This window comes from Lelliottia sp. JS-SCA-14, from assembly GCF_035593345.1.
GTDB lineage: Bacteria > Pseudomonadota > Gammaproteobacteria > Enterobacterales > Enterobacteriaceae > Enterobacter > Enterobacter wanjuensis.
In genome coordinates this window covers 4,847,460-4,871,443 of record NZ_CP141606.1, presented here as the reverse complement: position 1 = coordinate 4,871,443, position 23,984 = coordinate 4,847,460, and the positions used below count along the sequence as shown (strand labels likewise).

At 55.2% G+C, this 23,984-nt stretch carries 17 protein-coding genes; 4 read left to right on the top strand and 13 right to left on the bottom strand.

Annotation, left to right across the window (positions count from 1 at the left end):
• Positions 1-14 precede the first annotated feature (14 nt).
• Positions 15-923 carry an acyltransferase gene (locus U9O48_RS22720; protein WP_282492213.1) on the bottom strand — a complete coding sequence of 303 codons (909 nt, stop codon included), beginning with the start codon at positions 921-923 and terminating at the stop codon, positions 15-17.
• 438 nt (positions 924-1,361) lie between these two features.
• Here U9O48_RS22720 and polA point away from each other — a divergent pair, with 438 nt between their 5' ends.
• Positions 1,362-4,154 (top strand): DNA polymerase I, encoded by a 2,793-nt coding sequence (polA, locus tag U9O48_RS22715; protein WP_324723244.1) that lies wholly within the window; start codon positions 1,362-1,364, stop codon positions 4,152-4,154.
• Between the two features lie 314 nt (positions 4,155-4,468).
• Here polA and yihA read toward each other — a convergent pair whose 3' ends face one another.
• Positions 4,469-5,095: a ribosome biogenesis GTP-binding protein YihA/YsxC gene (gene yihA, locus U9O48_RS22710; protein ID WP_282492211.1), complete on the bottom strand. Its 627-nt coding sequence runs from the start codon at positions 5,093-5,095 to the stop codon at positions 4,469-4,471.
• 580 nt (positions 5,096-5,675) lie between these two features.
• On the opposite strand from yihA, the gene yihI reads away from it, so the two are divergent.
• Together yihI and hemN are read left to right on the top strand one after the other, a co-directional pair.
• The gene (gene yihI, locus U9O48_RS22705; RefSeq protein WP_282492209.1) at positions 5,676-6,191 is read left to right on the top strand and encodes a Der GTPase-activating protein YihI; all 516 of its coding nucleotides are present in this window, start codon (positions 5,676-5,678) and stop codon (positions 6,189-6,191) included.
• Positions 6,192-6,379: 188 nt separating this feature from the next.
• Complete coding sequence (hemN, locus tag U9O48_RS22700; protein ID WP_282492208.1) at positions 6,380-7,753, top strand: oxygen-independent coproporphyrinogen III oxidase; 1,374 nt, start codon at positions 6,380-6,382, stop codon at positions 7,751-7,753.
• Between the two features lie 58 nt (positions 7,754-7,811).
• Here the strand turns inward: hemN and glnG are convergent, their stop codons facing one another.
• The 3 genes from glnG to glnA all read right to left on the bottom strand — a co-directional run bounded on the left by glnG (position 7,812) and on the right by glnA (position 11,880).
• Positions 7,812-9,224, bottom strand: coding sequence for a nitrogen regulation protein NR(I) (gene glnG, locus U9O48_RS22695; RefSeq protein ID WP_282492207.1), 1,413 nt, complete (start codon positions 9,222-9,224; stop codon positions 7,812-7,814).
• Between the two features lie 11 nt (positions 9,225-9,235).
• Complete coding sequence (gene glnL / locus U9O48_RS22690; protein WP_282492206.1) at positions 9,236-10,285, bottom strand: nitrogen regulation protein NR(II); 1,050 nt, start codon at positions 10,283-10,285, stop codon at positions 9,236-9,238.
• A gap of 185 nt (positions 10,286-10,470) precedes the next feature.
• The gene (gene glnA / locus U9O48_RS22685; RefSeq protein ID WP_095284040.1) at positions 10,471-11,880 is read right to left on the bottom strand and encodes a glutamate--ammonia ligase; all 1,410 of its coding nucleotides are present in this window, start codon (positions 11,878-11,880) and stop codon (positions 10,471-10,473) included.
• A gap of 389 nt (positions 11,881-12,269) precedes the next feature.
• Here glnA and typA point away from each other — a divergent pair, with 389 nt between their 5' ends.
• Entirely contained in the window at positions 12,270-14,093 is a 1,824-nt protein-coding gene (typA, locus tag U9O48_RS22680; RefSeq protein ID WP_282492205.1) for a ribosome-dependent GTPase TypA, read from the top strand.
• Between the two features lie 62 nt (positions 14,094-14,155).
• Here typA and U9O48_RS22675 read toward each other — a convergent pair whose 3' ends face one another.
• Genes U9O48_RS22675 through yihU form a run of 8 tightly spaced genes read right to left on the bottom strand, consistent with a single transcriptional unit; the run spans position 14,156 to position 23,872 of the window.
• Positions 14,156-15,583, bottom strand: coding sequence for an MFS transporter (locus tag U9O48_RS22675; RefSeq protein ID WP_324723242.1), 1,428 nt, complete (start codon positions 15,581-15,583; stop codon positions 14,156-14,158).
• 9 nt (positions 15,584-15,592) lie between these two features.
• Positions 15,593-16,969: an MFS transporter gene (locus U9O48_RS22670; RefSeq protein WP_390888236.1), complete on the bottom strand. Its 1,377-nt coding sequence runs from the start codon at positions 16,967-16,969 to the stop codon at positions 15,593-15,595.
• Between the two features lie 25 nt (positions 16,970-16,994).
• Entirely contained in the window at positions 16,995-17,867 is an 873-nt protein-coding gene (locus tag U9O48_RS22665; RefSeq protein ID WP_324723241.1) for a sulfite exporter TauE/SafE family protein, read from the bottom strand.
• A 14-nt stretch (positions 17,868-17,881) separates the two neighbouring features.
• Positions 17,882-19,909 (bottom strand): alpha-glucosidase, encoded by a 2,028-nt coding sequence (locus tag U9O48_RS22660; protein ID WP_285148632.1) that lies wholly within the window; start codon positions 19,907-19,909, stop codon positions 17,882-17,884.
• A 38-nt stretch (positions 19,910-19,947) separates the two neighbouring features.
• A complete protein-coding gene (locus U9O48_RS22655; RefSeq protein WP_285148630.1) occupies positions 19,948-20,817 on the bottom strand; it encodes an aldose-1-epimerase in 870 nt (289 codons plus the stop codon).
• A 15-nt stretch (positions 20,818-20,832) separates the two neighbouring features.
• On the bottom strand, positions 20,833-22,074 hold the full coding sequence (gene yihS / locus U9O48_RS22650; RefSeq protein WP_285148628.1) for a sulfoquinovose isomerase: 1,242 nt from the start codon (positions 22,072-22,074) through the stop codon (positions 20,833-20,835).
• A 15-nt stretch (positions 22,075-22,089) separates the two neighbouring features.
• On the bottom strand, positions 22,090-22,965 hold the full coding sequence (gene yihT, locus U9O48_RS22645; protein WP_285146446.1) for a sulfofructosephosphate aldolase: 876 nt from the start codon (positions 22,963-22,965) through the stop codon (positions 22,090-22,092).
• Between the two features lie 16 nt (positions 22,966-22,981).
• Positions 22,982-23,872: a sulfolactaldehyde 3-reductase gene (yihU, locus tag U9O48_RS22640; protein WP_324723240.1), complete on the bottom strand. Its 891-nt coding sequence runs from the start codon at positions 23,870-23,872 to the stop codon at positions 22,982-22,984.
• Between the last annotated feature and the right edge of the window lie 112 nt (positions 23,873-23,984).

Below are 23,984 nucleotides of genomic sequence, written 5' to 3'. Positions count from 1 at the left end.
AGTGAAAACGCCGGTCATTGACCGGCGTTTTTGTTTGCAGATTTAATATCGTTTATCAGCACATCTTTATCGTTCCACAGCGTATTCAGCCACAGCTGGAAGCGACGTTTGAAATTCTTATCATTGATGTAATCCCCGTGTAGTTCTTCATCCACGGGCACCAGATTAACTCTCACCACAATTCGAGTCAGCTTCCCGCTCAACATATCGTAGAACGGCGTGCCGTCATTTTCTGGATAGCACAGAGTGACATTCAGCAATTTATCGAACTGCGCGCCCAGCACATTAAGCGCCATCGCAATCCCCGCGGCTTTCGGCGGCAGGAGATTCTTATAAGGGGAGCGAGTTTGCTGACGCTTCAGTTCCGTAAAACGGGAGCCCTCAACAAAGTTAACGATGGTCGTCGGGTGTGCGCGGAATTTCTCGCAGGAGCGACGCGTTGTTTCAACATCACGGCCACGGCGATCCGGGTGTCGAATAAGATAGCTGCGCGAGTAGCGTTTCATAAACGGCATATCCAGCGCCCAGCAGGCCAGCCCGATAAACGGCACCCAGGCCAGCTGCTGCTTAAGAAAGTACTTGTTCATCGGAATATGTTTGCGAAACAGCACGCATAACACCACGATATCGGCCCAGCTGTGGTGATTGCAGAGCAGCAAATACCAGTTTTTCTTGTTCAGGCCTTCCAGCCCTTCGATATCCCATTTCAGATGAGGGTTAAGACGCAGCAGCAGCGCCAGCCCTTCACACCAGCAGTACATCATAAAATTGCAGAATGCGGATACCGCGCGCCAGACGACTGGAACGGGCAGCAGAAGTTTAATGATTCCGGCGACGATGATCGGCACAGAACAGGCGATGGTCACCAGGATGGTTAAAATGATGCTTAACAGTAATGTTATCGCAGCGAGTAATCTCGACATGATGAGTTTTTTCAGATAGTTAGCTGGAATCTGGCGGCCAGATCGCTGCGCAGGGCGCTGATTTTACCAGAAAACGAATTAAAGCAGGGGGCTTTCACTCTGCGATAGTGTGGGATATGTGCCTTAACAGAGTATTTGTCTGCGATAGCCTATTTGACTCTTCTTATATCCACATAGAGCAAATAGTCATCAATTGGAAATATACCGATCGGATCTATTTATAACTTGCTGATTTCATTTTATAAAAAATTTAAATAAGATCCAGCTATGACTCGATTCTTCATATGAATTAAAAGTATGCACAAACTTATCCACAGTTTGATTTTGCGATCGATCCTGACGATCGCAAAATCTTTTCCTGTATTCGGCGCTAAAAACTGATGTTTTCATCCTTCTGTGGCATCCTTTAGCCATAAATTGATTAAAGGCACGGACATTATGGTTCAGATTCCAGAAAACCCTCTTATTCTCGTCGACGGCTCTTCATACCTGTATCGGGCGTATCATGCGTTTCCTCCTCTGACCAACAGCGCGGGGGAGCCAACCGGCGCGATGTATGGCGTGCTGAATATGCTGCGCAGCCTGATCCTGCAATACCAGCCGTCCCATGCGGCGGTGGTGTTTGATGCGAAGGGCAAAACCTTCCGCGATGAGCTATTCGAGGATTACAAATCCCACCGTCCGCCGATGCCGGATGATTTGCGTGCGCAGATCGAGCCGCTGCACACCATGGTGAAAGCGATGGGCTTGCCGCTGCTGGCGGTTTCTGGGGTGGAAGCTGACGACGTCATCGGTACCCTGGCGCGTGAAGCGGAGAAAATGGGCCGTCCGGTGCTGATCAGTACCGGTGATAAAGACATGGCGCAGCTGGTGACTCCTGGGATCACCCTGATCAATACCATGACCAACACCATCCTCGGGCCGGAAGAGGTCGTCACCAAATATGGCGTGCCGCCAGAACTGATCATCGATTTCCTCGCCTTGATGGGTGACTCCTCGGATAACATTCCGGGCGTGCCAGGCGTGGGCGAGAAAACCGCGCAGGCGTTGCTGCAGGGCCTCGGCGGACTGGATACGCTGTATGCCGAATCCGACAAAATCGCCGGGCTGACGTTCCGTGGTGCCAAAACCATGGCCGCGAAGCTCGAGCAAAATAAAGATGTGGCTTACCTCTCCTATAAGCTGGCCACCATCAAAACTGACGTCGAGCTGGAACTTACCTGCGAGCAGCTTGAAGTGCAGCAGCCGGTCGCGGAAGAGCTCCTTGGCCTGTTTAAGCAGTATGAGTTCAAACGCTGGATAACCGACGTCGAAGCCGGGAAATGGATGCAGGCGAAAGGTGCCAAACCTGCCGCCAAGCCAAAAGAGACCCTCGTTGTTAATGCCGAAGAGGAAGTCGAAGAGGCGGCGAGTCAGCTCTCCTTCGAAAACTACGAAACGGTACTCGACGAAGCGCAGCTCATCGCATGGATTGAGAAACTGAAAAAAGCGCCGGTCTTCGCGTTCGATACCGAAACCGACAGCCTCGATAATATCTCCGCCAATATGGTTGGTCTGTCCTTTGCGACAGAGCCGGGCATCGCCGCCTATGTCCCTGTCGCGCATGACTATCTCGACGCGCCGGATCAAATCTCGCGTGACCGCGTACTTGAGCTGCTCAAGCCGCTGCTGGAAGATGACAAAGCGCTCAAGGTTGGGCAAAACCTGAAATATGATCGCGGCATTTTGCAGAACTACGGCATCGAGCTGCGCGGTATCGCCTACGACACCATGCTGGAATCCTACATTCTGAACAGCGTCGCGGGCCGTCATGATATGGATTCGCTCTCCGATCGCTGGCTTAAGCACAAAACCGTCACCTTCGAAGAAATTGCCGGCAAAGGCAAAAATCAGCTGACCTTCAACCAGATTGCCCTGGAAGAGGCGGGTCGCTACGCGGCAGAAGATGCTGACGTGACGCTGCAGTTACACCTGAAAATGTACCCGAAACTGCAAAAGCAGGAAGGGCCGCTGAACATTTTCGAGAATGTCGAAATGCCGCTGGTGCCTGTGCTGTCTCGTATTGAACGCAACGGCGTCAAAATCGATCCAGCCGTTCTGCACAAGCATTCGGAAGAGATCACCCTGCGTCTGAATGAGCTGGAGCTGAAAGCTCATGACATTGCGGGCGAGCCCTTTAACCTGGCGTCGACCAAACAGCTGCAAACCATTCTGTTTGAAAAACAAGGTATTAAACCGCTGAAGAAAACGCCGGGCGGTGCGCCGTCGACGTCTGAAGAGGTACTGGAAGAGCTGGCGCTGGATTACCCGCTGCCAAAAGTGATTCTGGAATACCGTGGCCTCGCGAAGCTTAAATCGACCTACACCGATAAGCTGCCGCTAATGATCAACCCAAAAACCGGTCGCGTTCACACCTCCTATCATCAGGCAGTAGCGGCGACGGGGCGTTTGTCCTCCACCGATCCTAACCTGCAGAACATTCCGGTGCGTAACGAAGAAGGGCGACGCATTCGTCAGGCATTCATCGCTCCGCAAGATTACCTGATCGTCTCTGCCGACTACTCGCAAATCGAACTGCGCATCATGGCGCACCTGTCGCGTGACAAGGGTTTGCTGACCGCGTTTGCGGAAGGGAAAGATATCCACCGCGCGACGGCGGCAGAAGTTTTTGGTCTGCCATTAGAGAGCGTAACCGGCGAGCAGCGCCGCAGCGCGAAAGCGATCAACTTCGGCCTGATCTACGGTATGAGCGCCTTTGGCCTTTCTCGCCAGCTGAATATTCCGCGTAAAGAGTCGCAGAAGTACATGGATCTCTACTTCGAGCGTTATCCGGGCGTACTGGAATACATGGAACGCACGCGTGCCCAGGCAAAAGATAAGGGCTACGTTGAAACGCTGGATGGTCGCCGTCTGTATCTGCCGGATATCACCTCCAGCAACGCGGCGCGTCGTGCTGGTGCAGAGCGCGCGGCCATCAACGCCCCGATGCAGGGGACGGCCGCGGATATCATCAAGCGCGCCATGATTGCGGTTGATGCCTGGCTGGAAAACGATAAACCACGCGTGAAAATGATCATGCAGGTGCACGATGAACTGGTGTTCGAAGTGCACAAAGACGATCTGGAAGCCGTATCGAAAAAGATCCACGAACTGATGGAAAGCAGCATGAAATTAGATGTGCCATTGCTGGTGGAAGTGGGGAGTGGGGCGAACTGGGATCAGGCTCACTAAGGGTTCGATGAACAAGCGGCTGATTATGTAAGTAAGCAACATAACAGCCCGCTTTTTGTGACAACCATTAGATTTACCTATGTAAAGAGTGAAAAAAAACTACAAAAAGTGCTTTGTCCAGCGATAAAAAAAGAGTAGAGTTATCGATGTAGGGTACAGAGGTAAGATGTTCTATCTTTCAGACCTTTTACTTCACGTAATCGGATTTGGCTGAATATTTTAGCCGCCCCAGTCAGTAATGACTGGGGCGTTTTTTATTGCGGCAAAGAAAATATTTGGACCAAAAAAAAGCGCGGTCATCGCCGCGCTCTTCATCACTCTTCCGCTTCTGTCGCGGGTTCCAGTCCGTTATACCAGCTGTCGAGCTTGTGACGCAGCACGTCTACACCCTGCTTTTTTAGGGATGAAAACGTCTCAACCTGCACATCACCGCCGAACTCCACCGCGGCTTCACGCACCAGTTTCAGCTGCGCTTTACGCGCACCGCTCGCCAGTTTATCGGCTTTGGTCAGCAGCACCAGAACCGGGATATCGCTCGCAACGCCCCAGTGGATCATCTGCTGATCGAGATCTTTTAGCGGGTGACGGATGTCCATCAGCACCACCAGACCTTTCAGGCACTGGCGTTTTTCCAGGTACTCACCCAGCGCGCGCTGCCATTTGATTTTGACCTCTTCCGGCACTTCGGCGTAGCCGTAACCGGGTAAATCCACCAGACGTTTTCCGTCGGCAACTTCAAACAGGTTAATCAGCTGAGTACGACCCGGGGTTTTTGAGGTACGCGCCAGGCTTTTCTGGTTTGTCAGCGTATTCAGGGCGCTGGATTTTCCCGCATTGGAGCGGCCAGCAAATGCCACTTCGATACCCGTATCAGGCGGTAAGTGGCGAATATCAGGCGCACTGGTGACAAAATGCGTCTGTTGGTAGTTCCAGGTAGTCACGTGGTCGTCTCCAAAAATCGTAATCTGATGGGGAGTATACCTGAATGCAGGCAAAAGGCTTTTCTCTTCGCGTTCGGGCTGTAGATTAAAACCATTATAAATGTAAGACATTGACCATTATTGCTATGGGATATTTAAGAGGATCCTCATGCAGTAAAAATAGCAAAACCTTTAAAATCATAATGTTGACGATAAGGAATTATCCGAAAGTTCTAATTTGGACGCGCAGGTGGCTTGTCAGAAAACCTGAAAAAGGTAAAGTAGCAACCAAGGCGAGGATGCCAGCAGGATAACGACTTCAGGATGAAGGGTCAGGAGCGCCAGGAGGCGAAGACTCAGGATAACCAGGATGGTGACACGCCTGGAGGCGTTTGAAAGGAAAAGGAACCGTATCATGGACGGTATCCGCTAAAGGATAAACAGGGTTAGTTGTTGGCAAACATGGAATGTTTGACCCGTTAAGGGTTGAGAGTCAGGAAAAAAGGCGACAGATTGCTCTGTCGCCTTTTTTCTTTGCTTGCTTTCTGCTAGATTTCGCCGCAATTCTATACTGAATAAAATGGCTTAAAGACAAGGCATCATGAAAAAACCGACATCCACAGCGGGCGCTAAACGCCCGGCAAAAGCACACCGCAAAACCCGTGAAGAACTGAATCAGGAAGCTCGCGATCGTAAACGTGCGAAAAAGCATAGTGGTCATGCATCGGGTAGCCGCGCGAGCGGTAGCAGTGTTACAGGTTCCGCTGCGCAGCAATCCAAACAGAAAGACCCGCGCATCGGGAGCAAAACGCCAATTCCACTGGGCGTCACCGACGCCCCGGTTATCAAGCAGCAAAAACCTAAAAAGAGCGAGAAACCTATGCTTTCACCGCAGGCTGAGCTGGATATGCTGGAGAATGATGAGCGCCTGGATGCGCTGCTGGAACGTCTTGAACAGGGCGAAGCGCTGAATGCTGAAGAGCAGAAATGGGTTGATGCCAAACTGGATCGTATTGATGAACTGATGCAGCAGCTCGGTCTCTCTTACGACGATGAAGAAGACGAAGAAGAAGAGAAGCAGGACGACATGATGCGTCTGCTGAAAGGTGGAAACTAACATTTGCACCCGGCGGGCTCTATAGTCCTGCTTATAACCCTTCCGGTTATATGTTATCTGGTGTGGTTATTCGTTAAACTACGGCGGTTGTCGCGGCGACAGAGGTGGCTGCGCACCCGAATGTTGACCCGCAGTGGGGTCAAAACGGGCCGCCGTATACGAACGCGACACCAACGGAAGGAGTGAGCATGTCTGTACCAAGCATCGACTGGGATCTGGCCCTGATCCAGAAATATAACTATTCCGGGCCGCGTTATACCTCATACCCGACCGCGCTGGAGTTCTCGGAATCCTTCGGCGAGGCCGACTTTTTGCAGGCGGTTGCGCGCTATCCTGAGCGCCCGCTGTCGCTGTATGTTCACATCCCCTTCTGCCATAAGCTCTGCTATTTCTGCGGCTGCAATAAAATCGTCACCCGCCAGCAGCACAAAGCCGATCAGTATCTGGATGCGTTAGAGCAGGAGATCCTGCACCGCGCGCCGCTGGTGGCCGGGCGTCACGTGAGCCAGCTGCACTGGGGCGGCGGTACGCCAACCTATCTCAACAAAGCGCAAATCAGCCGCCTGATGAGTCTGCTGCGCGCCAATTTCCGTTTTGATGCCGATGCTGAAATCTCGATTGAAGTCGATCCGCGTGAAATCGAACTGGACGTGCTCGATCACCTGCGTGCCGAGGGCTTCAACCGTCTGAGCATGGGCGTGCAGGACTTCAACAAAGAAGTGCAGCGCCTGGTCAACCGCGAGCAGGACGAAGAGTTTATTTTTGCGCTGCTGAACCACGCGCGTGAAATCGGTTTTACCTCGACCAACATTGACCTGATTTACGGCCTGCCGAAGCAAACGCCAGAAAGCTTCGCTTTTACGCTGAAACGCGTGGCGGAGCTGAACCCCGATCGCCTGAGCGTCTTTAACTATGCGCACCTGCCGACGCTGTTTGCTGCCCAGCGCAAAATCAAAGATGCTGACCTGCCGTCTGCGCAGCAAAAGCTCGATATCCTGCAGGAGACCATTACTTCTCTGACGGAAACCGGCTACCAGTTTATCGGCATGGACCACTTTGCCCGTCCTGATGACGAGTTGGCCATCGCCCAGCGTGAAGGTGTCTTGCATCGCAACTTCCAGGGTTACACCACTCAGGGCGATACGGATTTACTGGGGATGGGCGTGTCGGCGATCAGCATGATTGGCGACTGCTACGCGCAGAACCAGAAAGAGCTGAAACAGTACTATCAGCAGGTGGATGAAACCGGCAACGCTCTGTGGCGCGGAATTGCGCTGACGCGCGATGACTGTATCCGCCGGGATGTCATTAAGGCGCTGATCTGTAATTTCCGCCTCGATTTTGCCGACGTCGAATCCCAGTGGGAACTCGCTTTTACCGACTACTTTGCGGAAGATCTGAAATTGCTCGCGCCGCTGGCGAAAGACGGGCTGGTGGAGGTGACGGATAACGCGATTCAGGTGACGCCAAAAGGACGCCTGTTGATTCGTAATATCTGCATGTGCTTTGACGCCTATCTGCGTCAGAAAGCGCGGCTGCAGCAATTCTCTCGCGTGATCTAGGCGCTACACAGACCGGGCCTACAGATGGTAGGCCTGATCGGCGCAGCGCCAACAGGCGTTATTCCATTCCCAGCTCTTTCAGCTTCCGCGTCAGAGTATTTCGCCCCCAACCCAGCAGCCGAGCGGCTTCCTGTTTATGCCCCTGCGTATGGCGCAATGCCGTTGTCAGCAAGGTGCGTTCCATTTCAGGCTGTGCTTCGGAAAGCAGATTTTGATGACCGGAACGCAGCGCACGATCCGCCCACTGCGCCAGCAGCGTCGCCCAGCTGTCGGGTAACGATTGGCCGGTGCTGCTTTCGGGCGCGGTGGCTTCAAACAATTCGCTCGGCAGATCCTGAATCAGCACTTCCTGACCGGCAGCCATCACCGTGAGCCAGCGGCAGGTATTTTCCAGCTGACGCACGTTCCCCGGCCATGCCAGACGCGTCAGCGCCGCATCAGTTTCCGGGTGCAGCAGTTTGGCTTCGACCCCCAGTTCGCGGGCGGCAACCTGCAGGAAATGGCGCGCCAGACGCGGAATATCTTCCCGGCGTTCGCGCAGCGGCGGAAGGTGAACGCGAATGACGTTCAGACGGTGGAACAAGTCCTCACGGAATTTGCCTTCCTGGACGCGCTGCTCCAGGTTCTGGTGCGTGGCGGCAATAATACGCACATCGACTTTCACCGGCGCATACCCGCCGACGCGGTAAAACTGTCCGTCGGCCAGCACGCGCAGCAGACGCGTTTGCACGTCCAGCGGCATATCGCCGATCTCATCGAGGAAAAGCGTCCCGCCGTCGGCCTGTTCGAAGCGCCCCTGACGAATGGTGTTCGCGCCGGTAAACGCGCCTTTCTCATGACCAAACAGCTCCGATTCGATCAAATCCTTCGGGATGGCGGCCATATTCAGGGCGATAAACGGCGCTTTCGCGCGCGGGCTGTGGCGGTGAAGGGCGTGAGCGACCAGCTCTTTACCGGTCCCGGATTCACCGTTAATCAGCACGCTGATGGACGAACGCGACAGACGGCCAATGATACGAAACACATCCTGCATCGCGGGCGCTTCGCCAATAATATCCGTCGTCGGGCCAAACACAGGCGCGTTGCGCGGCTGCTGCTGTTCCTGGTAGTGGCTAATTGCGCGTTCCACCAGGGCGACGGCTTCATCGATATCGAAGGGTTTTGGCAGATAATCAAATGCACCCTGCTGGTAGGCGCTGACGGCGGCATCCAGGTCAGAGTGAGCGGTCATTATGATGACCGGAAGCATCGGATGGCGCTGCTTGATCTGTTTTAACAGCGCCAGCCCGTCCATGCCTGGCATCCGAATATCCGAAAGCAGCACGTCCGGGGTTTTGGTGATGAGCGCATCGAGCACTTCGCTGCCGCTTTCAAAGGTGGTGCAGTTTAACCCTGCGCCCGTGAGCGCGCGTTCAAGCACCCAGCGGATGGAGCTATCATCATCGACTACCCAGACTATCCCTCGTTGCATCGTCGTCACCTTTATTTTTTAATTGGCAGGTAAACCGAAAACTCGGTATGACCCGGCCAACTGGTAAATTCAATTTTGCCGGAGTGTTGGTCGATCAAATTACGGGCGATGGATAATCCCAGCCCGGTCCCGCCTTCGCGGCCACTCACCATCGGATAAAACAGCGTGTCCTGAAGATGCGAGGGAATGCCTGGCCCGTTGTCTTCAACGTCGATACGAGCGGCGAGGCGATAGCGCACGCCATGCAGCGTTAACTGGAATGCGGTCCGCGTACGCAGAACGATCTGCCCGCCATCTGCGCCCAGGGCTTGCAGGGCGTTACGCACCACGTTCAGCAGAACCTGTTCAATCTGGTCGGGATCGTGCGGCAATTCCGGCAGACTTGGATCGTAATCGCGCACCAGCGTGACGTTCGCGGGTAACTCCATCGAGACCAGCTTCACCACGCGCTCAGCCACTTTGTGGATGCTTTCTGTCACGTGCATACCCGGCTGCTGAGGCCCCAGCAGACGGTCCACCAGATTGCGCAGGCGATCGGCCTGTTCAATGATGACGTTGGTGTATTCCGCAAGCGTAGGGTCGGGCAGAGCTTTGGTTAACAGCTGTGCTGCGCCACGCAGGCCACCAAGCGGGTTTTTAATCTCATGGGCAAGGCCACGCACCAGATCGCGTGCCGCGATTTGCTGAGCGTGCTGGAGCTGCTCCTGACTCAACCGACGCAGGTTATCCATCGGCGCCATTTCCAGCAGAATGAGCCCGTCCGGCAGACGCTGCGCCGTCAGCGAAAGAATATGCGAGCGCCCGTCGATCACCAGTGTCACTTCGTTGTCCGTGAACCCCTGGCCCGCCGCGAGACTTTCCTGCATCAGGGCAATATTCAGCGAAAAATAGCTCAACAGTTCGGGTAACGGCGTACCAAATAATTTACGCGAGCTTTGGGCGAGCAGCTGCTGCGCCGCAGGGTTGGCGTAATGCACCGCCAGCTCATCGTCGACCAGTAAGATACTGTTGATTAAAGAATTGAGGATCTGCCCAGCATCGGGCAGCGTGCCAGTTGCCATTAAGCAGTCTCCTGGAGTTGGGTGCACTAATTTAGTGCAGTATAGCTTTTTCGTTGTAAAAAGCGCGTGAGATCAGTTTGTTGGTGGAGAAAAAAGCCCATCCGGAGATGGGCTAAAAAGTTTCCACGGCAACAAAAAACGGCTTTCGATTTCCCGCGGAAAAGGTCGCGGGTCATCGTTAAAACTTAAACGCTGTAATACAGTTCGAACTCAACCGGGTGTGGCGTCATGCGCACACGGTCGTTCTCTTCGATACGCAGGGCGATGTAAGCATCGATAGCGTCGTCGGTGAACACACCGCCAGCCGTCAGGAACTCACGGTCAGCGTCGAGCGCATTGAGTGCTTCTTCCAGAGAACCGGCAACCTGTGGGATCTCTTTCGCTTCTTCTGGCGGCAGGTCGTACAGGTTTTTGTCCATCGCTTCGCCAGGGTGGATCTTGTTCTTAATACCGTCAAGACCCGCCATCAGCAGCGCTGCGAAGCACAGGTATGGGTTAGCCGCTGGGTCCGGGAAGCGCACTTCGATACGACGCGCTTTTGGAGACGCAACCACTGGGATACGGATAGAAGCAGAACGGTTACGGGCAGAGTAAGCCAGCATGACCGGTGCTTCGTAGCCTGGGACCAGACGCTTGTAGGAGTTGGTGGTTGGGTTCGCCAGGGCGTTAATCGCTTTAGCGTGCTTGATCACACCGCCGATGTAGAACAGCGCCTGCTCGGACAGACCCGCATATTTGTCGCCAGAGAACAGGTTAGTCCCGTTCTTGGACAGGGACATGTGGCAGTGCATACCGGAACCGTTATCGCCGAACATTGGTTTTGGCATAAAGGTTGCGGTTTTGCCGAAGCGGTGCGCCACGTTGTGAACCACATATTTGTAGATCTGAATCTCATCCGCTTTTTTGGTCATGGTGTTAAAGCGGGTGGCGATTTCGTTCTGACCCGCCGTCGCCACTTCGTGGTGATGCGCTTCAACAACCAGACCCATCTCTTCCATGATCAGACACATGGTAGAACGGATGTCCTGAGAAGAATCGACCGGAGGAACCGGGAAGTAACCGCCTTTCACGCCTGGACGGTGACCTTTGTTACCACCTTCGTATTTGGTGGAGGAGTTCCATGCGCCTTCGATATCGTCGATAGCCACGTGAGAACCGGAGATAGACGCACCAAAGCGGATGTCGTCGAACAGGAAGAACTCTGGCTCTGGCCCGAACAGCACGGTGTCCGCGATGCCGGTAGAACGCAGGTACTCTTCAGCGCGTTTAGCGATGGAGCGTGGGTCGCGGTCGTAGCCCTGCAGCGTGCCTGGCTCGAGGATGTCGCAACGGATAATCAGGGTAGACTCTTCGTAGAACGGGTCAATGAGCGCAGTGGTTGCGTCTGGCATCAGAACCATGTCGGATTCGTTGATACCTTTCCAGCCGCCGATTGAGGAGCCGTCAAACATTTTGCCTTCTTCGAAGAATTCGGCATTTACCTGGTGAGCAGGAATTGTGACGTGCTGTTCTTTACCTTTGGTATCTGTGAAGCGCAGATCAACAAACTTCACTTCGTGTTCGTTCAGCATCGTCAAAACGTGTTCAGCGGACATACTTAACTCTCCCGGATTGGTCATTGTCGTCGTGGTAACGAGGTCTTCAATTCTGTTTATGGCAGGCAGGGTTGCCATCTTTTTGCCGTATTTTTATAAAGCGAAATCTGTGCCAACTTTTAAATCACCCCAAAAAGGCGTTATCATGCACGTCATAGTGCAAATGAACTGCACCACGATAGTCATCTTGCACCAGTATAGTGCTTCAGTGTGAACACTGAGCACCATATTGGTGCAATTTTCGTTAAAGTGCGCTTTTTACGCTGCGTGAAAGCGGTCACAAAGCAACTCTGCGATACTTGTTTGCGGAGGATGTTTGTGATCCTGTTTAGTCCTGCGATTAATCCGTGTACAATAACGCGCTATTTCTAAATGCCTGAGGCAAAGTTGTGATCGAAAATCTGCGTAATATCGCCATCATCGCGCACGTTGACCATGGTAAAACTACCCTGGTTGACAAGCTGCTGCAGCAATCCGGTACCTTCAGTAATGAACGTGCTGAAGCCACCGAACGCGTGATGGACTCCAACGATTTGGAGAAAGAGCGTGGGATTACCATCCTCGCTAAAAACACCGCTATCAAATGGAATGACTACCGTATCAACATCGTTGATACCCCTGGGCACGCCGACTTCGGTGGTGAAGTTGAACGTGTAATGTCCATGGTAGACTCCGTTCTGCTGGTCGTTGACGCAATGGATGGCCCAATGCCGCAGACGCGCTTCGTAACCAAAAAGGCATTTGCCCATGGTTTGAAGCCAATCGTGGTTATCAACAAAGTTGACCGTCCTGGCGCGCGTCCTGACTGGGTTGTGGATCAGGTCTTCGACCTGTTCGTGAACCTGGACGCGAGCGACGAGCAGCTCGACTTCCCAATCATCTATGCATCAGCACTGATGGGTATCGCGGGTAACGATCACAATGAGATGGCGGAAGACATGACTCCGCTGTACCAGGCGATTGTTGACCACGTTAAAGCACCAAGCGTTGACCTCGATGGTCCGTTCCAGATGCAGATCTCCCAGCTGGACTACAACAACTACGTTGGCGTTATCGGCATCGGTCGTATCAAGCGCGGTAAAGTGAAGCCTAACCAGCAAGTCACTGTCATCGACAGCGAAGGTAAAACTCGTAACGGTAAAGTCGGTAAAGTACTGACTCACCTCGGTCTGGAGCGTATTGAATCCACCGAAGCCGAAGCGGGCGACATCATCGCGATCACCGGTCTGGGCGAGCTGAACATCTCCGACACTCTTTGCGATCCGCAAAACGTCGAAGCGCTGCCAGCCCTGTCTGTTGATGAACCAACCGTTACCATGTTCTTCAACGTCAACACCTCTCCGTTCTGTGGCAAAGAAGGTAAATACGTTACCTCTCGTCAGATCCTTGACCGCCTGAACAAAGAGCTGGTGCACAACGTGGCACTGCGTGTTGAAGAAACCGAAGATGCGGACGCGTTCCGTGTATCCGGTCGTGGCGAGCTGCACCTGTCTGTTCTTATCGAAAACATGCGTCGTGAAGGCTTCGAACTGGCTGTGTCCCGTCCGAAAGTTATCAACCGTATGATCGATGGCCGTATGCAAGAGCCGTTCGAGAACGTGACGCTGGATATCGAAGAACAGCACCAGGGTTCTGTGATGCAGGCAATGGGCGAGCGTAAGGGCGATGTCAAAGACATGATCCCTGACGGCAAAGGCCGTATTCGTCTGGATTACCTGATCCCGGCACGTGGCCTGATCGGCTTCCGTACCGAGTTCATGACCATGACCTCCGGTACTGGTCTGCTGTACTCCACCTTCAGCCACTACGATGACGTTAAACCGGGTGAAATCGGCCAGCGCCAGAACGGCGTGCTGATCTCTAACGGTCAGGGTAAAGCAGTTGCGTTCGCACTGTTCAGCCTGCAGGACCGCGGTAAGCTGTTCCTGGGTCACGGTGCAGAAGTTTACGAAGGCCAGATCATCGGTATTCACAGTCGTTCTAACGACCTGACTGTAAACTGCCTGACCGGTAAGAAACTGACCAACATGCGTGCTTCCGGTACTGACGAAGCCACCACGCTGGTTCCAGCACAGAAAATGTCTCTTGAGCAGGCTCTGGAATTTATCGATGACGACGAACTGGTAGAAGTTACCCCTACCTCCGTACGTATCCGTAAACGTCACCTGACTGAGAACGACCGTAAACGTGCGGGCCGTGGCAGCAAAGACTAATACGATACCTCTCTGAGGTGCGTAATGCGAAAAGCCGCTGATATTCAGCGGCTTTTTTTATGTCAGTATAAGGTCACAGTAGACGGTTTATTGTTTGCCGGGGCATCGGGTTGCGGTTCCGGCGGTTGTTTCCGTTTTCCTATCTCCTCAATAATAAACGCGAAGCGTTGCTCGTTGAGCTTATAAAACAGTCCCATGGTGATGGCGGCGATAATCGCCAGCCCGCACGGCCAAAGAAAAATCAGCTGACGCAGGCCAAGCAGGGTGCCTGCACTTTGTACCGCGTGCGGGATATAACCGATTTGCGTGAGCATAATCCCTGGTAAGAATCCGGCGAGCGCCGCCGAAATCTTGCGCGAAAAGGTATAGCCGGTATAGACCGAGCCTTCGGCGCGGATCCCCGTCTTCCACTCCCCATACTCAACGGTATCCGGCACCAGCGCCCAGTTCAGGCTGTTCACGAAAGCCGTGCCGAAAAACGCCATACAGGAAAACAGTACGAACGTTAGCGAGCTGCTTCCCCAGACAAAGTTCAGCACATCGCCCACTGCCCACAGGGTCAGCCCACCCAAATACACCTGCTTTTTGCCAAAGCGTTTCACTGCGCCCGGCACCATAAGTACGCCCACCAGAATGCAGCCCATGCTGAAAAAACCCATCCACGACAAGAGATGAATATCGTTAAGCACGTACTGGGTGTAATAGACCTGGATTGCGAGTTTGATGTTAAAAGCCGCCAGTGTGCAGAGATTGGCGATGCACAGCACCAGCAGCGGGGGATTGCGGAAAATCGCATAAAACGATTTCATGATCCCAGGCTTATGGTGCTCGGGCGTGATGTCGACGTAACGCTCTTGCACGCCGCTGTAGCAATACCACATGCAGAACAGCCCGGTAGTCACGAAGAGCAACGCGGCCACCAGATACCCCAGCGACGTCTGGCTGGCAAACAGCGCCTGTATGGGCATAAAGCCCACCGTACACAGCAGCAGCCCCACCGTGGCTCCGCCCTGACGCCAGGCCGCAAGATGCGCGCGCTCGTTCGGGTTTTTGGTGATCGCCGGAACCATCGCCCCGTACGAGCAGTTCATCAGGCTGTAGAACAGGCCGAAGAGCATAAATAACACGGTGGCGATGGCCGTTTTGACCGTCAGACTGAAATCATTGGCGATGAACTGTGCCGTCGCGACCAGCGCGACCGGAACGGAGGCGTACAGAATAAAGGGCCGGAATTTCCCCCGTGCGCCGATATGGCGCCGTGAATCCAGCAGCACACCGGTTAGCATGTCGGTGAAGGCGGTGAAGAACTTCGCCACCAGAAAAATAATCCCACCGTAAAACGCCGGCATGCCCAGCTCATCCGTATAAAACTTCAGCAGGTACAGCGTGCCAATCGACAGAATCAGGTTCGAGCCAAAATCACCCATTCCATAGGCAAACTTCTCGCGCAGGCTCAGTTTCAGGGTTAACGGATCAGGGGTCTTAGTCATACGCGATCCTCATAGCGCCTTACGTAGCTCTATCTCTTCAACGATGCGCACATACAGCTTCTCGTTGAGGTTATAGAAGCAGCCCATGGCCACAATGGTGACGACGGCCAGAATGCACGGATAGATGAATATCAGCTGGCGTAAGCCTTCCACGGTACCGGCGGACTGAACCACGTTGGGCACATAGCCGATTTGCGTCAGCATCAGGCCCGGGAAGAAACCGGCCAGCGCCTGCGACACCTTGCGAAAGAAGGTAAATCCGGTGTAAACCGTCCCTTCCGATCGCACGCCGGTTCGCCATTCGCCGTACTCCACCGTGTCCGACACCAGCGCCCAGTTCAGGCTATTCACGAATGCCGACCCGAAGAAAGCGAGACAGGAGAATGCGACAAAGCTGACCGGCCCACCGCCGAAGAAGTAGTTCAGGAGATCGCCCGCCACCCAGATCAGCAGCCCGCCGATATAGACTTTTTTCTTGCCAAAGCGCCGCACCGCGCCGGGCATCATAAATACGCCGACAAAAATGCAGCCCATACTGAAGAAACCCATGTACGACAGCAAAATCGGGTCGTTGAGCACGTATTGCGTGTAGTAAACCTGAATCGCGAGTTTGACGTTGAATGCGCCTAAGGTGCACAGGTTGGCGATGCAGAGGATAAACAGTGGCCGGTTCCCGGCGATAGCCCGGAACGACTGGAGCAGGCCCGGTTTCTGCGCCATATGGGCAGGCTGCACCTCGACGTAGCGCTCCTTCACGCCCCGATAGCAGCACCACATGCAGAGCAATCCGCAGAGGGAAAACAGCGTGGCGGCAAAGATGTATCCAGCCTGCGAGCTGCCTTCAATCAGGTTCATGACCGGTACAAAACCGACCGTGCAGAGCAGCAAACCGAGCGTTGCTCCACCCTGACGCCAGGCGGCGAGGGCGGCACGCTCATCGGGGTTCTTGGTGATAGCAGGCACCATCGCCCCGTAGGAGCAGTTCATCATGCTGAAAACCAACCCGTAGAGCATGAACAGCAGGGTTGCCATGACCGTTTTGCCGGTGATATCAAAAGGGGTGCCGACAAAGTTGGCGATAGCTAACAGCGTGACCGGAAACGCCGCGTACAGCACAAACGGGCGAAATTTCCCCTTTGGCCCAATCTTGCGTCGCGAGTCGAGCATAATCCCGGTGCCCATGTCGGTAAACGCGGTAAAGAACTTGGCAATCAAAAAGATAATGCCGCCGTAGGTGCCCGGCAGCCCCAGCACGTCGGTGTAAAACTTCAGCAAATAGAGTGTGCCAATATCCAGCAGAATATTGGAACCCAGATCGCCCATTCCATAGGCCAGTTTCTCTTTAAACGGCAAACGCAGACTGGCCGGATTACCGTTTTCGGTCATTGACTGACTCATCGTCTCTTCTCCGCTAACTCTGACTGGCGGCGCGAATGGCGGCCACTTTTTTGCCAAACAGGATCTGCAGTACCAGCAGCAAACCAAACACCGGCAGTAACGCACTCAGCGTGGAGATGCCCGTGGCGCCTTTGATCAGCATCGCGCCCGAGGCAATCAGCAGTAAAAAGACCATCACCCGGAAGACGTTAACGGAGATCCGCTTGTGCACGTACTGGCCCACCAGCGACCCCAGGATCATGGTCGGCACGCAGAACAGCACCAGCTTGATGGTCGACACTGTCAAAATACCGCTGGTGGTCAGCCCGCCAATAATGGCGATGTTGTTGGCGGTAAAGAACGCATTCAGGGTGCCGCGAAACGCCGCCGGAGCCAGATTGCGCAGCATGCCGTAAATCACCACCGGCGGCCCGTTGGTGGAGAAGGCTGAACCCAGCGCACCGGCAATCACGCCAATCGGCATGGCGATCCAGTTTTTGTCATACACCGGCAGACGCGAAATAAACAGGCTGTAGAAGGAGTAGAGGATCAGGAAACCGCCGAGACCGATTTTCATGATGTGATCGGGCAGATAAGAGAGCGCGTAAATGCCGACCGGGATCCCGGCAAAGGAGAACAGAATCAGCACCAGCGCTGATTTCCACTGCGTCTCTTTGCGCGAGAGCCAGGTGGCGTACAGCGCCGTCGCCGTGCCGACAATTACCGACATCGGTGCCGCCATTTTCAGCGGCAGGAGCAGGGTAATCAGCGGCATGGTGGTGAGTGCGCCGCCGAAACCGGCGCAGATCCCAACGAAGGTGTACATAAACATAATGGCAATCACGATAGCCATCACGCCGTAATCCAGAGGCACACCGTCTGGAGTAAACAGAGTAAAGAAGTCCATGTTCTTTCCTTGAATTACAGAGCGATAAGCTGGTCGAACAGCTTGCGCCATTCACTGTTAGCCCGATAAAAGACCGGCGGCTGGCCCAATGGCGCCTGCACCGTCACTTCTCCGCCGGTGTACTCTTCTCCCGTCCAGGCGTGGATCCAGCTGTCCTGCGGAAGATAAAGCGTCCAGTCGCGGCGAGCTTCTTCATGCACGGGCGCGACCAGCAGATCGCGGCCAAACAGATACTGATATTTCAGGGAATAGGTTTGCGCGTCATCCTCGTAATGCAGGAACAGCGGGCGCATCACCGGCAGGCCGCGTTTCGCGTTCTGCGCCACGGCGTCTTTGATGTAGGGCTTCAGGGTGGTGAAGATGGATGTCATTCGGGCGAAGTGATCGATAGTTTCTGCGTCGCTGTCGAACTGCCAGTTATCGCCAGGGCGGTTCCCCTCATGGGTGCGCATCATCGGCGTGAAGGCGCTGAAATCGCACCAGCGCAGCAGGAGCTCTTTGCTGCGTTTCATCTCGAATAAAGTGGTGTAACCGCCGATATCGCTGTGATGCAGACCGTGCCCGGTCATCGCCAGCGACAGCGCCGCCGGAACCACTGACGCCAGGCCGTCGTCCAGACTCCAGTCCACGTTCTGATCGCCCGCCCACATCATCACCGAATGCTTCTGGCTCCCGGTGTAACCCGCGCGCATAAAGAACAGGATCTCGCCGAGCTTGCCGGTCTCTTCCAGCGCCTCGTAATTACACTTCGCCCACAGGGCAGGCCAGGCGTTATGCATGATCTCGGCGCTCACGCCGTTGTGCAGGAAGGTGTCGGTAGGCAGATACTCGCCAAAGTCCGCCATCCAGCCGCCGCAGCCGAGTTCGATCAGGTTACGTTTGATGACCTCTTTGTACCAGTCGTAGGCTTCCGGGTTGGTCAGGTCGATCACGCCCGCGTAAAACTCGCCGAACTCGACGTGATAGTCTTTGCCGTCGGCATCTTTGGTCAGATAGCCGCGTGTCGCTGCCTCTTCGCAGAGATCTTTATCGCTGGCAACGTACGGGTTGATGTAGGAGAGGAACTGCACGCCTTCGCGTTTCCACTGCGGGATGCGCTCATCAAGCTGCGGATAAAGCTCGCGGTTCCATTTCCAGTTCCACATCACGCGCTTGCCGAACGAGGTCATGCGGATGCCGGACCAGTCCTGCGCCCAGATGCCGTTCACCTTCACGCCGCCGTTACGCATCGTATCGAGCTTTTGCTGGCACACCTCGGTCCCGCCCTGAACGCCCAGCGTCACGCCGTCGTAAACCCAGTCCGGCAGCTCCGGCTGTCGGCCCAGTAATCCGCTCAGTTTTTCCAGCAGATCGACATAGGTTTCAGCACAGTCGAAGCGCAGCGTGGCGTTATCCTCCCAGAACGCCAGCTCGTGGAAATCAGGATCGCTGAAGTCAAAATTCATGTAGCAGCTGTTATCGACGTGGCAGTAATACTTTTGCGTGCTGACGAAGGTCGGCTGGGGGAAGAAGGTCCAGTAATAATCCCCGCCCGCATTCTCTTTGCAGTCGGCAAGCCAGGTGACGAGGGTCTGTTTGTTACGCCCCACGCCCTGTTCGCTGGTCCACAGCGGGAAAGGTTTGCCGCGCAGATCGAAATATGAAAACTGCTCGCCGCAGCCATAGATATGGTCCGCTGGCTGCGCCGCCAGTCTCAGCCAGATGCGGTTATGGCTGGGAAGCTCGTTTTTGAGTTTCAGCTCAAGGCGGCCCTGTTTATCCGTGCCGACCAGCAAGGTGGCGCTCACCGCATCCCCGCGGGTAAAACGAATCGTCCAGCCTGCGCCTTGCGCTGTGACCGTCGCATCCGTCAGGGCAATCTTCTCGTTGAGTTTGTCTTTGATGCTGAAGTTGCCGCGAAACATCTCAATATCTGCCGCGCCCGAACCCATCCACAGGCAAGGCGATTGCGGCGTGTGGCACAGGATCAGGCGGTCCTGAAACGACAGGCTAAAACCATCGTCACGGGTTATCACTTTCACATCAGGGTATTGCGAAGCCATTTTGACCTCCGTTGTAGGGTAAGGGTTCTTTGTTTTAGTTATTCGCAGCCAATTTCAAAGCTCATCTGATGGGCGTCGCCCGGTCCGAGGACCACCAGGTCAACGCCTGAGTTAAAGGCATCCGGCGGACAGCTCATCGGTTCCACCGCAAGGCCTCTTCGTTCCAGCTTTTCGCCGGAGTAAATCTGGATCCACGGCTGGTTCGAGCGCAGCCAAACGGCCATCGCGCTTTGCGGGTCCGTTAACCTGACTTCCCAGCGAGACCCGACGTCCAACGGGTGAAAGGTGTGGTCGATCTGCGTCGAGCCGATGGTGCGCGGTGCCTGGAAATCCAGTTCCCTGACCGCGCCGCGCGTTGATGTCGGAACGTCAAAAATATCGCAGGCGGGCAGCTGCAACTCGCAGCGGTCGATAGGCTGCTGATTGCAGGTCAGATAGGGGTGAACGCCTGCGCCATAAGGCGCAGCACGATCCCCGAGATTTTTGCTGAGAATACGGGCGCTCAGGCCCGCAGACTCAACCAGCTGGTAAGTGATCTCAGCGGCAAGCATAAAAGGGTAGCCGTAGGTCGGCGGCAAAAAGGCCGTCAGCGTAACGCTTGAGGGCGTCTGCCCGGCAATCTGCCAGTTCTGCCATGCCAGCAGCCCATGGATCGCCGTATTCGAGGCGCGATCGTTGATGGCGGGCGTCAGCGTTTCACCGTCGAACGTATAGCGGCCATCCGTGATGCGGTTGGGCCAGGGAATCAGGACTTTTCCCAGATGGGCTAACGGCATCTCTTCCGGCGCGTGCGGGATCACAAGGTGACGCCCACGATGCGTCAGGGAAGCCAGCCCAGCGCCCACGGTGACGATTTCAGCCCGGTAATCGCCCGCATTCAGGACGAGGGTTTTGCCACTTTTATGCATGCCCTTCTCCTGGAATTACTTCGCGTTGCAGTCCAGCAGCCCGGCCGCGACGGCAGGTGCAAGACCCGGAGCGAGCGGCAGACGCGGGATCACCAGGCAGTGCAGCAGATGGTAAATATCCTGCTTGCCGTCCCAGACTTTGGTGGTCACTTCGTTGTTGGTATCCAGCTCCTGCCACCACGAGCCATTTTCGTAGTCCATCAGGTACTTGATGCAGTACTCCCACCAGGTCTGATACCAGGCTTCATACTGCGGATCGCCGGTGACGGTATAGAGCGCGTAGGCTGTCCCCATGGCTTCGACGATCGGCCAGCGCACGCGTTCGCGGACGATGGGTTTGCCGTCCCAGTCGACGGTGTAGACGATCCCGTCCGCGCCGTCCGGTGCCCAGGCGTCACGAATGGTGGCGTGGAACAGGCCTTTCGCATCTTCCAGTAGCCATTCCGGCGGGGTTTCAAAGCGTGCTTCCAGCGCCGCACGCAGATGCAGCATCAGGCGGCCCCACTCGATCCAGTGGCCCGGCGTGCCGCCGTAAGCGCGGAAACGGTGCGCCGGATTGTCTTTGTTGTAATCGCGAATTGGGTTCCAGTCGGTGTCGAAATGTTCGTTAACGCGATACTCCCCTTTGCGGGCGACATCGTGAATAATCACCGAGGCGACGCGCAGGGCGCGGTCCAGCCATTTGCGGTCGTGGGTGACGTCGTAGACGATCAGGAAGGCTTCAACGGCGTGCATATTGGCGTTGCCGCCGCGGTAATCCTCGGTTTTGCTGAAGGTTTCATCCCAGGATTCCAGGCACATCTGCTCCTGTTCGCTCCAGAAATATTTCTCGATCACCTCGATGGCATCATCCAGCAGCTGGCGCGCTTGCGGATGGCCCGTCGTCACGGCGCTGGCCGCACCGAGTAACACGAAGAAGTGTTGATAGCCCTGCTTGGACGCATCGATAACGCCTTCGTCGTTCACGCAGGCGTACCAGCCGCCGTACTCTTTATCGCGCAGCGCACCGTTCAGGGCGTTAATCCCGTGCTCCACCAGGGCATACGCGCCAGGGCGGCCCATCGCGGCGGCTACGGCGTAGACGTGCAGCATGCGGGCGGTGATCCACAGATGCGTCCCCATATCCGTTTTCACCTGCCCGGTATTACCCAGCCAGCCAAAACCGGTCGGGACGGCGGCGTTTTTGCCAAAATCAAAAATGCGATCGGTCTCTTGTTCCAGCCAGCGGTTGTGGCTCAGTGTGTTAAACCATTTCATTGTTCAATCCCTCTTTCAGCGATTTGCCATCATTTCGTCAACAATCTCACCCAAACGCTGCAGTTTCGGCACAGAGACATCGCGCAGCATCAGCTCCGTGTCCGGCAGACCCACCACGGACGACCACACGGCGCGACCAGCCAGGAAGCCGGAGGCGCCCGCCTGCATCGCCACGCGGACGGCGCGCGGGAAGAGTTTGTCATCAACGCCGGAAGAGAGGATCACCCACGGCATGGCGATCTGCTCATTCAGCTTTTGCGAGGCGGCCAGCAGCTCTTGCTGAGTGCCTTTGCCGAACAGCGGCATTTCGACTTTGTAGAGATCGGCCCCGCTATCACCCAGCTCTTTCGCCGCATCGATGATGGCCTGCTCACGGTTGAAGGCCGCGCTGCGGCGCGGTGGGCGCACCACTGGTTCAATGATGCTGAGCAGCCCCTGGCTGTGACACAGCTGATTAAAGGCTTTTACCATCTCAAGGCGCTGCTGCGGATCTTCATCGCTGCGCCACAACACCAGCAGTTTCAGCGCTTTGCCGCCGTCGCGTCGTACCGCCTGGGCATCGATGCTTTTATCAATAACGACGCTGTCGACCGGAAGTCCGTTCCCCGGAATAAACTCATCGGCAGCGACAATCATCGCGCAGCTTTTGGCGACGGCGTGTTGCTCGACGATCTGGCGATAGCAAAACTGCTGATCGACCAGGATGGCCGAGGCGTAAGGCGAGAGGATTTTTGCCGCGTTGACTTTGAAATCCGTTAAATGCTGGTCAGTGACCGGCAGTTTTTCGCCCGCAGCGGCAAACATCAGGCGCATCGCTTCACGCTGATCGACGGCCAGCATGGCGAAACCGCCGGAAGGTCGGGTGATATCTTTCAGGGTATAAGGGGTCATTCTTCAGTCCTTTTCATTAACGTGTGTGGTTCAGCCCGGCAGACGCCCGAACTTGCTCGAGAATCGCGGTCCAGTCTTCGCGGCCGCGTCCGGCGGCGCGCGCCTGGTTGTAAACTTCACGGGAAGCTGCCCCGAGCGGCATCGGGACGTGCAGCTGGTTAGCAACGTCCAGCGCAATCCCCAGATCTTTATGGGCAAGGTCGATCATGAACGCCGGGGAAAGATCGCCTTTCAGCACTTTGTTCGGCCAGGAGGTGGTGAAATGGCCTTTGCCTGCGGGCGTGCCGCTCATCACTTTCAGCGCCACGTCGAAAGAGAGCCCCAGGGCTTCGCACAGCACCGCGGCTTCTGCGGAAAGGGCGTTCAGGGCGATACTCATGTAGTTGTTGATGAGCTTGACGCGGATCCCCATGCCGGGACCGCCCGCGTTGATGAGTTCGCTCCCCATCGCCATCAGCACCGGCGTCGCGCGCTCGACCTGCGAAGGCGTGCCGCCTGCCAGCAGCAGCAAGGTTCCGGCAATGGCATGGTCAGAGGTGCGGCCGACGGGCACATCCATCATGCTGAACCCGCGCTCCGCCATCTCTGCAATGAGCTTGTCTGTTTGCAGCGGGTGAATGGTCGACATATCAATGACCAGCGCTTCGCGAGATAACCTCTGGCAAACACCGTTTTCACCAAACAGAACCGCACGAACCAAATCGCCGTTGGGCAGCATGGTGATAACAAACTCGGCGTCGATTGCTGCATCCGCGGGCGTCGTCGCCGCTTGCGCCCCCTTTGCGACCAGCGCCTGAACCGCCTCAGGATTCACATCAAATACCTTCAGCTGGTGGCCCTGCTTAAGCAGATTGCTCGCCATCGGCGCGCCCATCTGCCCTAAACCTATAAATGCGATTGCTGACATTCCTCTCTCCTGCTTGTCACAAATTGTCAATTAGTGAGCGTTTGTGGTGTCTGTTTTTGATCGTATTTGTAATTTATAGTCAAAAAATAGACATGGGTCACTTTTTAAACAT

Excerpts from the sequence above, each read along its gene's own strand:
- U9O48_RS22720 (WP_282492213.1), bottom strand. The coding sequence starts at position 923 with ATGTCGAGATTACTCGCTGCGATAACATTACTGTTAAGCATCATTTTA.
- polA (WP_324723244.1), top strand. The coding sequence starts at position 1,362 with ATGGTTCAGATTCCAGAAAACCCTCTTATTCTCGTCGACGGCTCTTCA.
- yihI (WP_282492209.1), top strand. The coding sequence starts at position 5,676 with ATGAAAAAACCGACATCCACAGCGGGCGCTAAACGCCCGGCAAAAGCA.
- hemN (WP_282492208.1), top strand. The coding sequence starts at position 6,380 with ATGTCTGTACCAAGCATCGACTGGGATCTGGCCCTGATCCAGAAATAT.
- glnG (WP_282492207.1), bottom strand. The coding sequence starts at position 9,224 with ATGCAACGAGGGATAGTCTGGGTAGTCGATGATGATAGCTCCATCCGC.
- glnL (WP_282492206.1), bottom strand. The coding sequence starts at position 10,285 with ATGGCAACTGGCACGCTGCCCGATGCTGGGCAGATCCTCAATTCTTTA.
- glnA (WP_095284040.1), bottom strand. The coding sequence starts at position 11,880 with ATGTCCGCTGAACACGTTTTGACGATGCTGAACGAACACGAAGTGAAG.
- U9O48_RS22675 (WP_324723242.1), bottom strand. The coding sequence starts at position 15,583 with ATGACTAAGACCCCTGATCCGTTAACCCTGAAACTGAGCCTGCGCGAG.
- U9O48_RS22670 (WP_390888236.1), bottom strand. The coding sequence starts at position 16,969 with ATGACCGAAAACGGTAATCCGGCCAGTCTGCGTTTGCCGTTTAAAGAG.
- U9O48_RS22665 (WP_324723241.1), bottom strand. The coding sequence starts at position 17,867 with ATGGACTTCTTTACTCTGTTTACTCCAGACGGTGTGCCTCTGGATTAC.
- U9O48_RS22660 (WP_285148632.1), bottom strand. The coding sequence starts at position 19,909 with ATGGCTTCGCAATACCCTGATGTGAAAGTGATAACCCGTGACGATGGT.
- U9O48_RS22655 (WP_285148630.1), bottom strand. The coding sequence starts at position 20,817 with ATGCATAAAAGTGGCAAAACCCTCGTCCTGAATGCGGGCGATTACCGG.
- yihS (WP_285148628.1), bottom strand. The coding sequence starts at position 22,074 with ATGAAATGGTTTAACACACTGAGCCACAACCGCTGGCTGGAACAAGAG.
- yihT (WP_285146446.1), bottom strand. The coding sequence starts at position 22,965 with ATGACCCCTTATACCCTGAAAGATATCACCCGACCTTCCGGCGGTTTC.
- yihU (WP_324723240.1), bottom strand. The coding sequence starts at position 23,872 with ATGTCAGCAATCGCATTTATAGGTTTAGGGCAGATGGGCGCGCCGATG.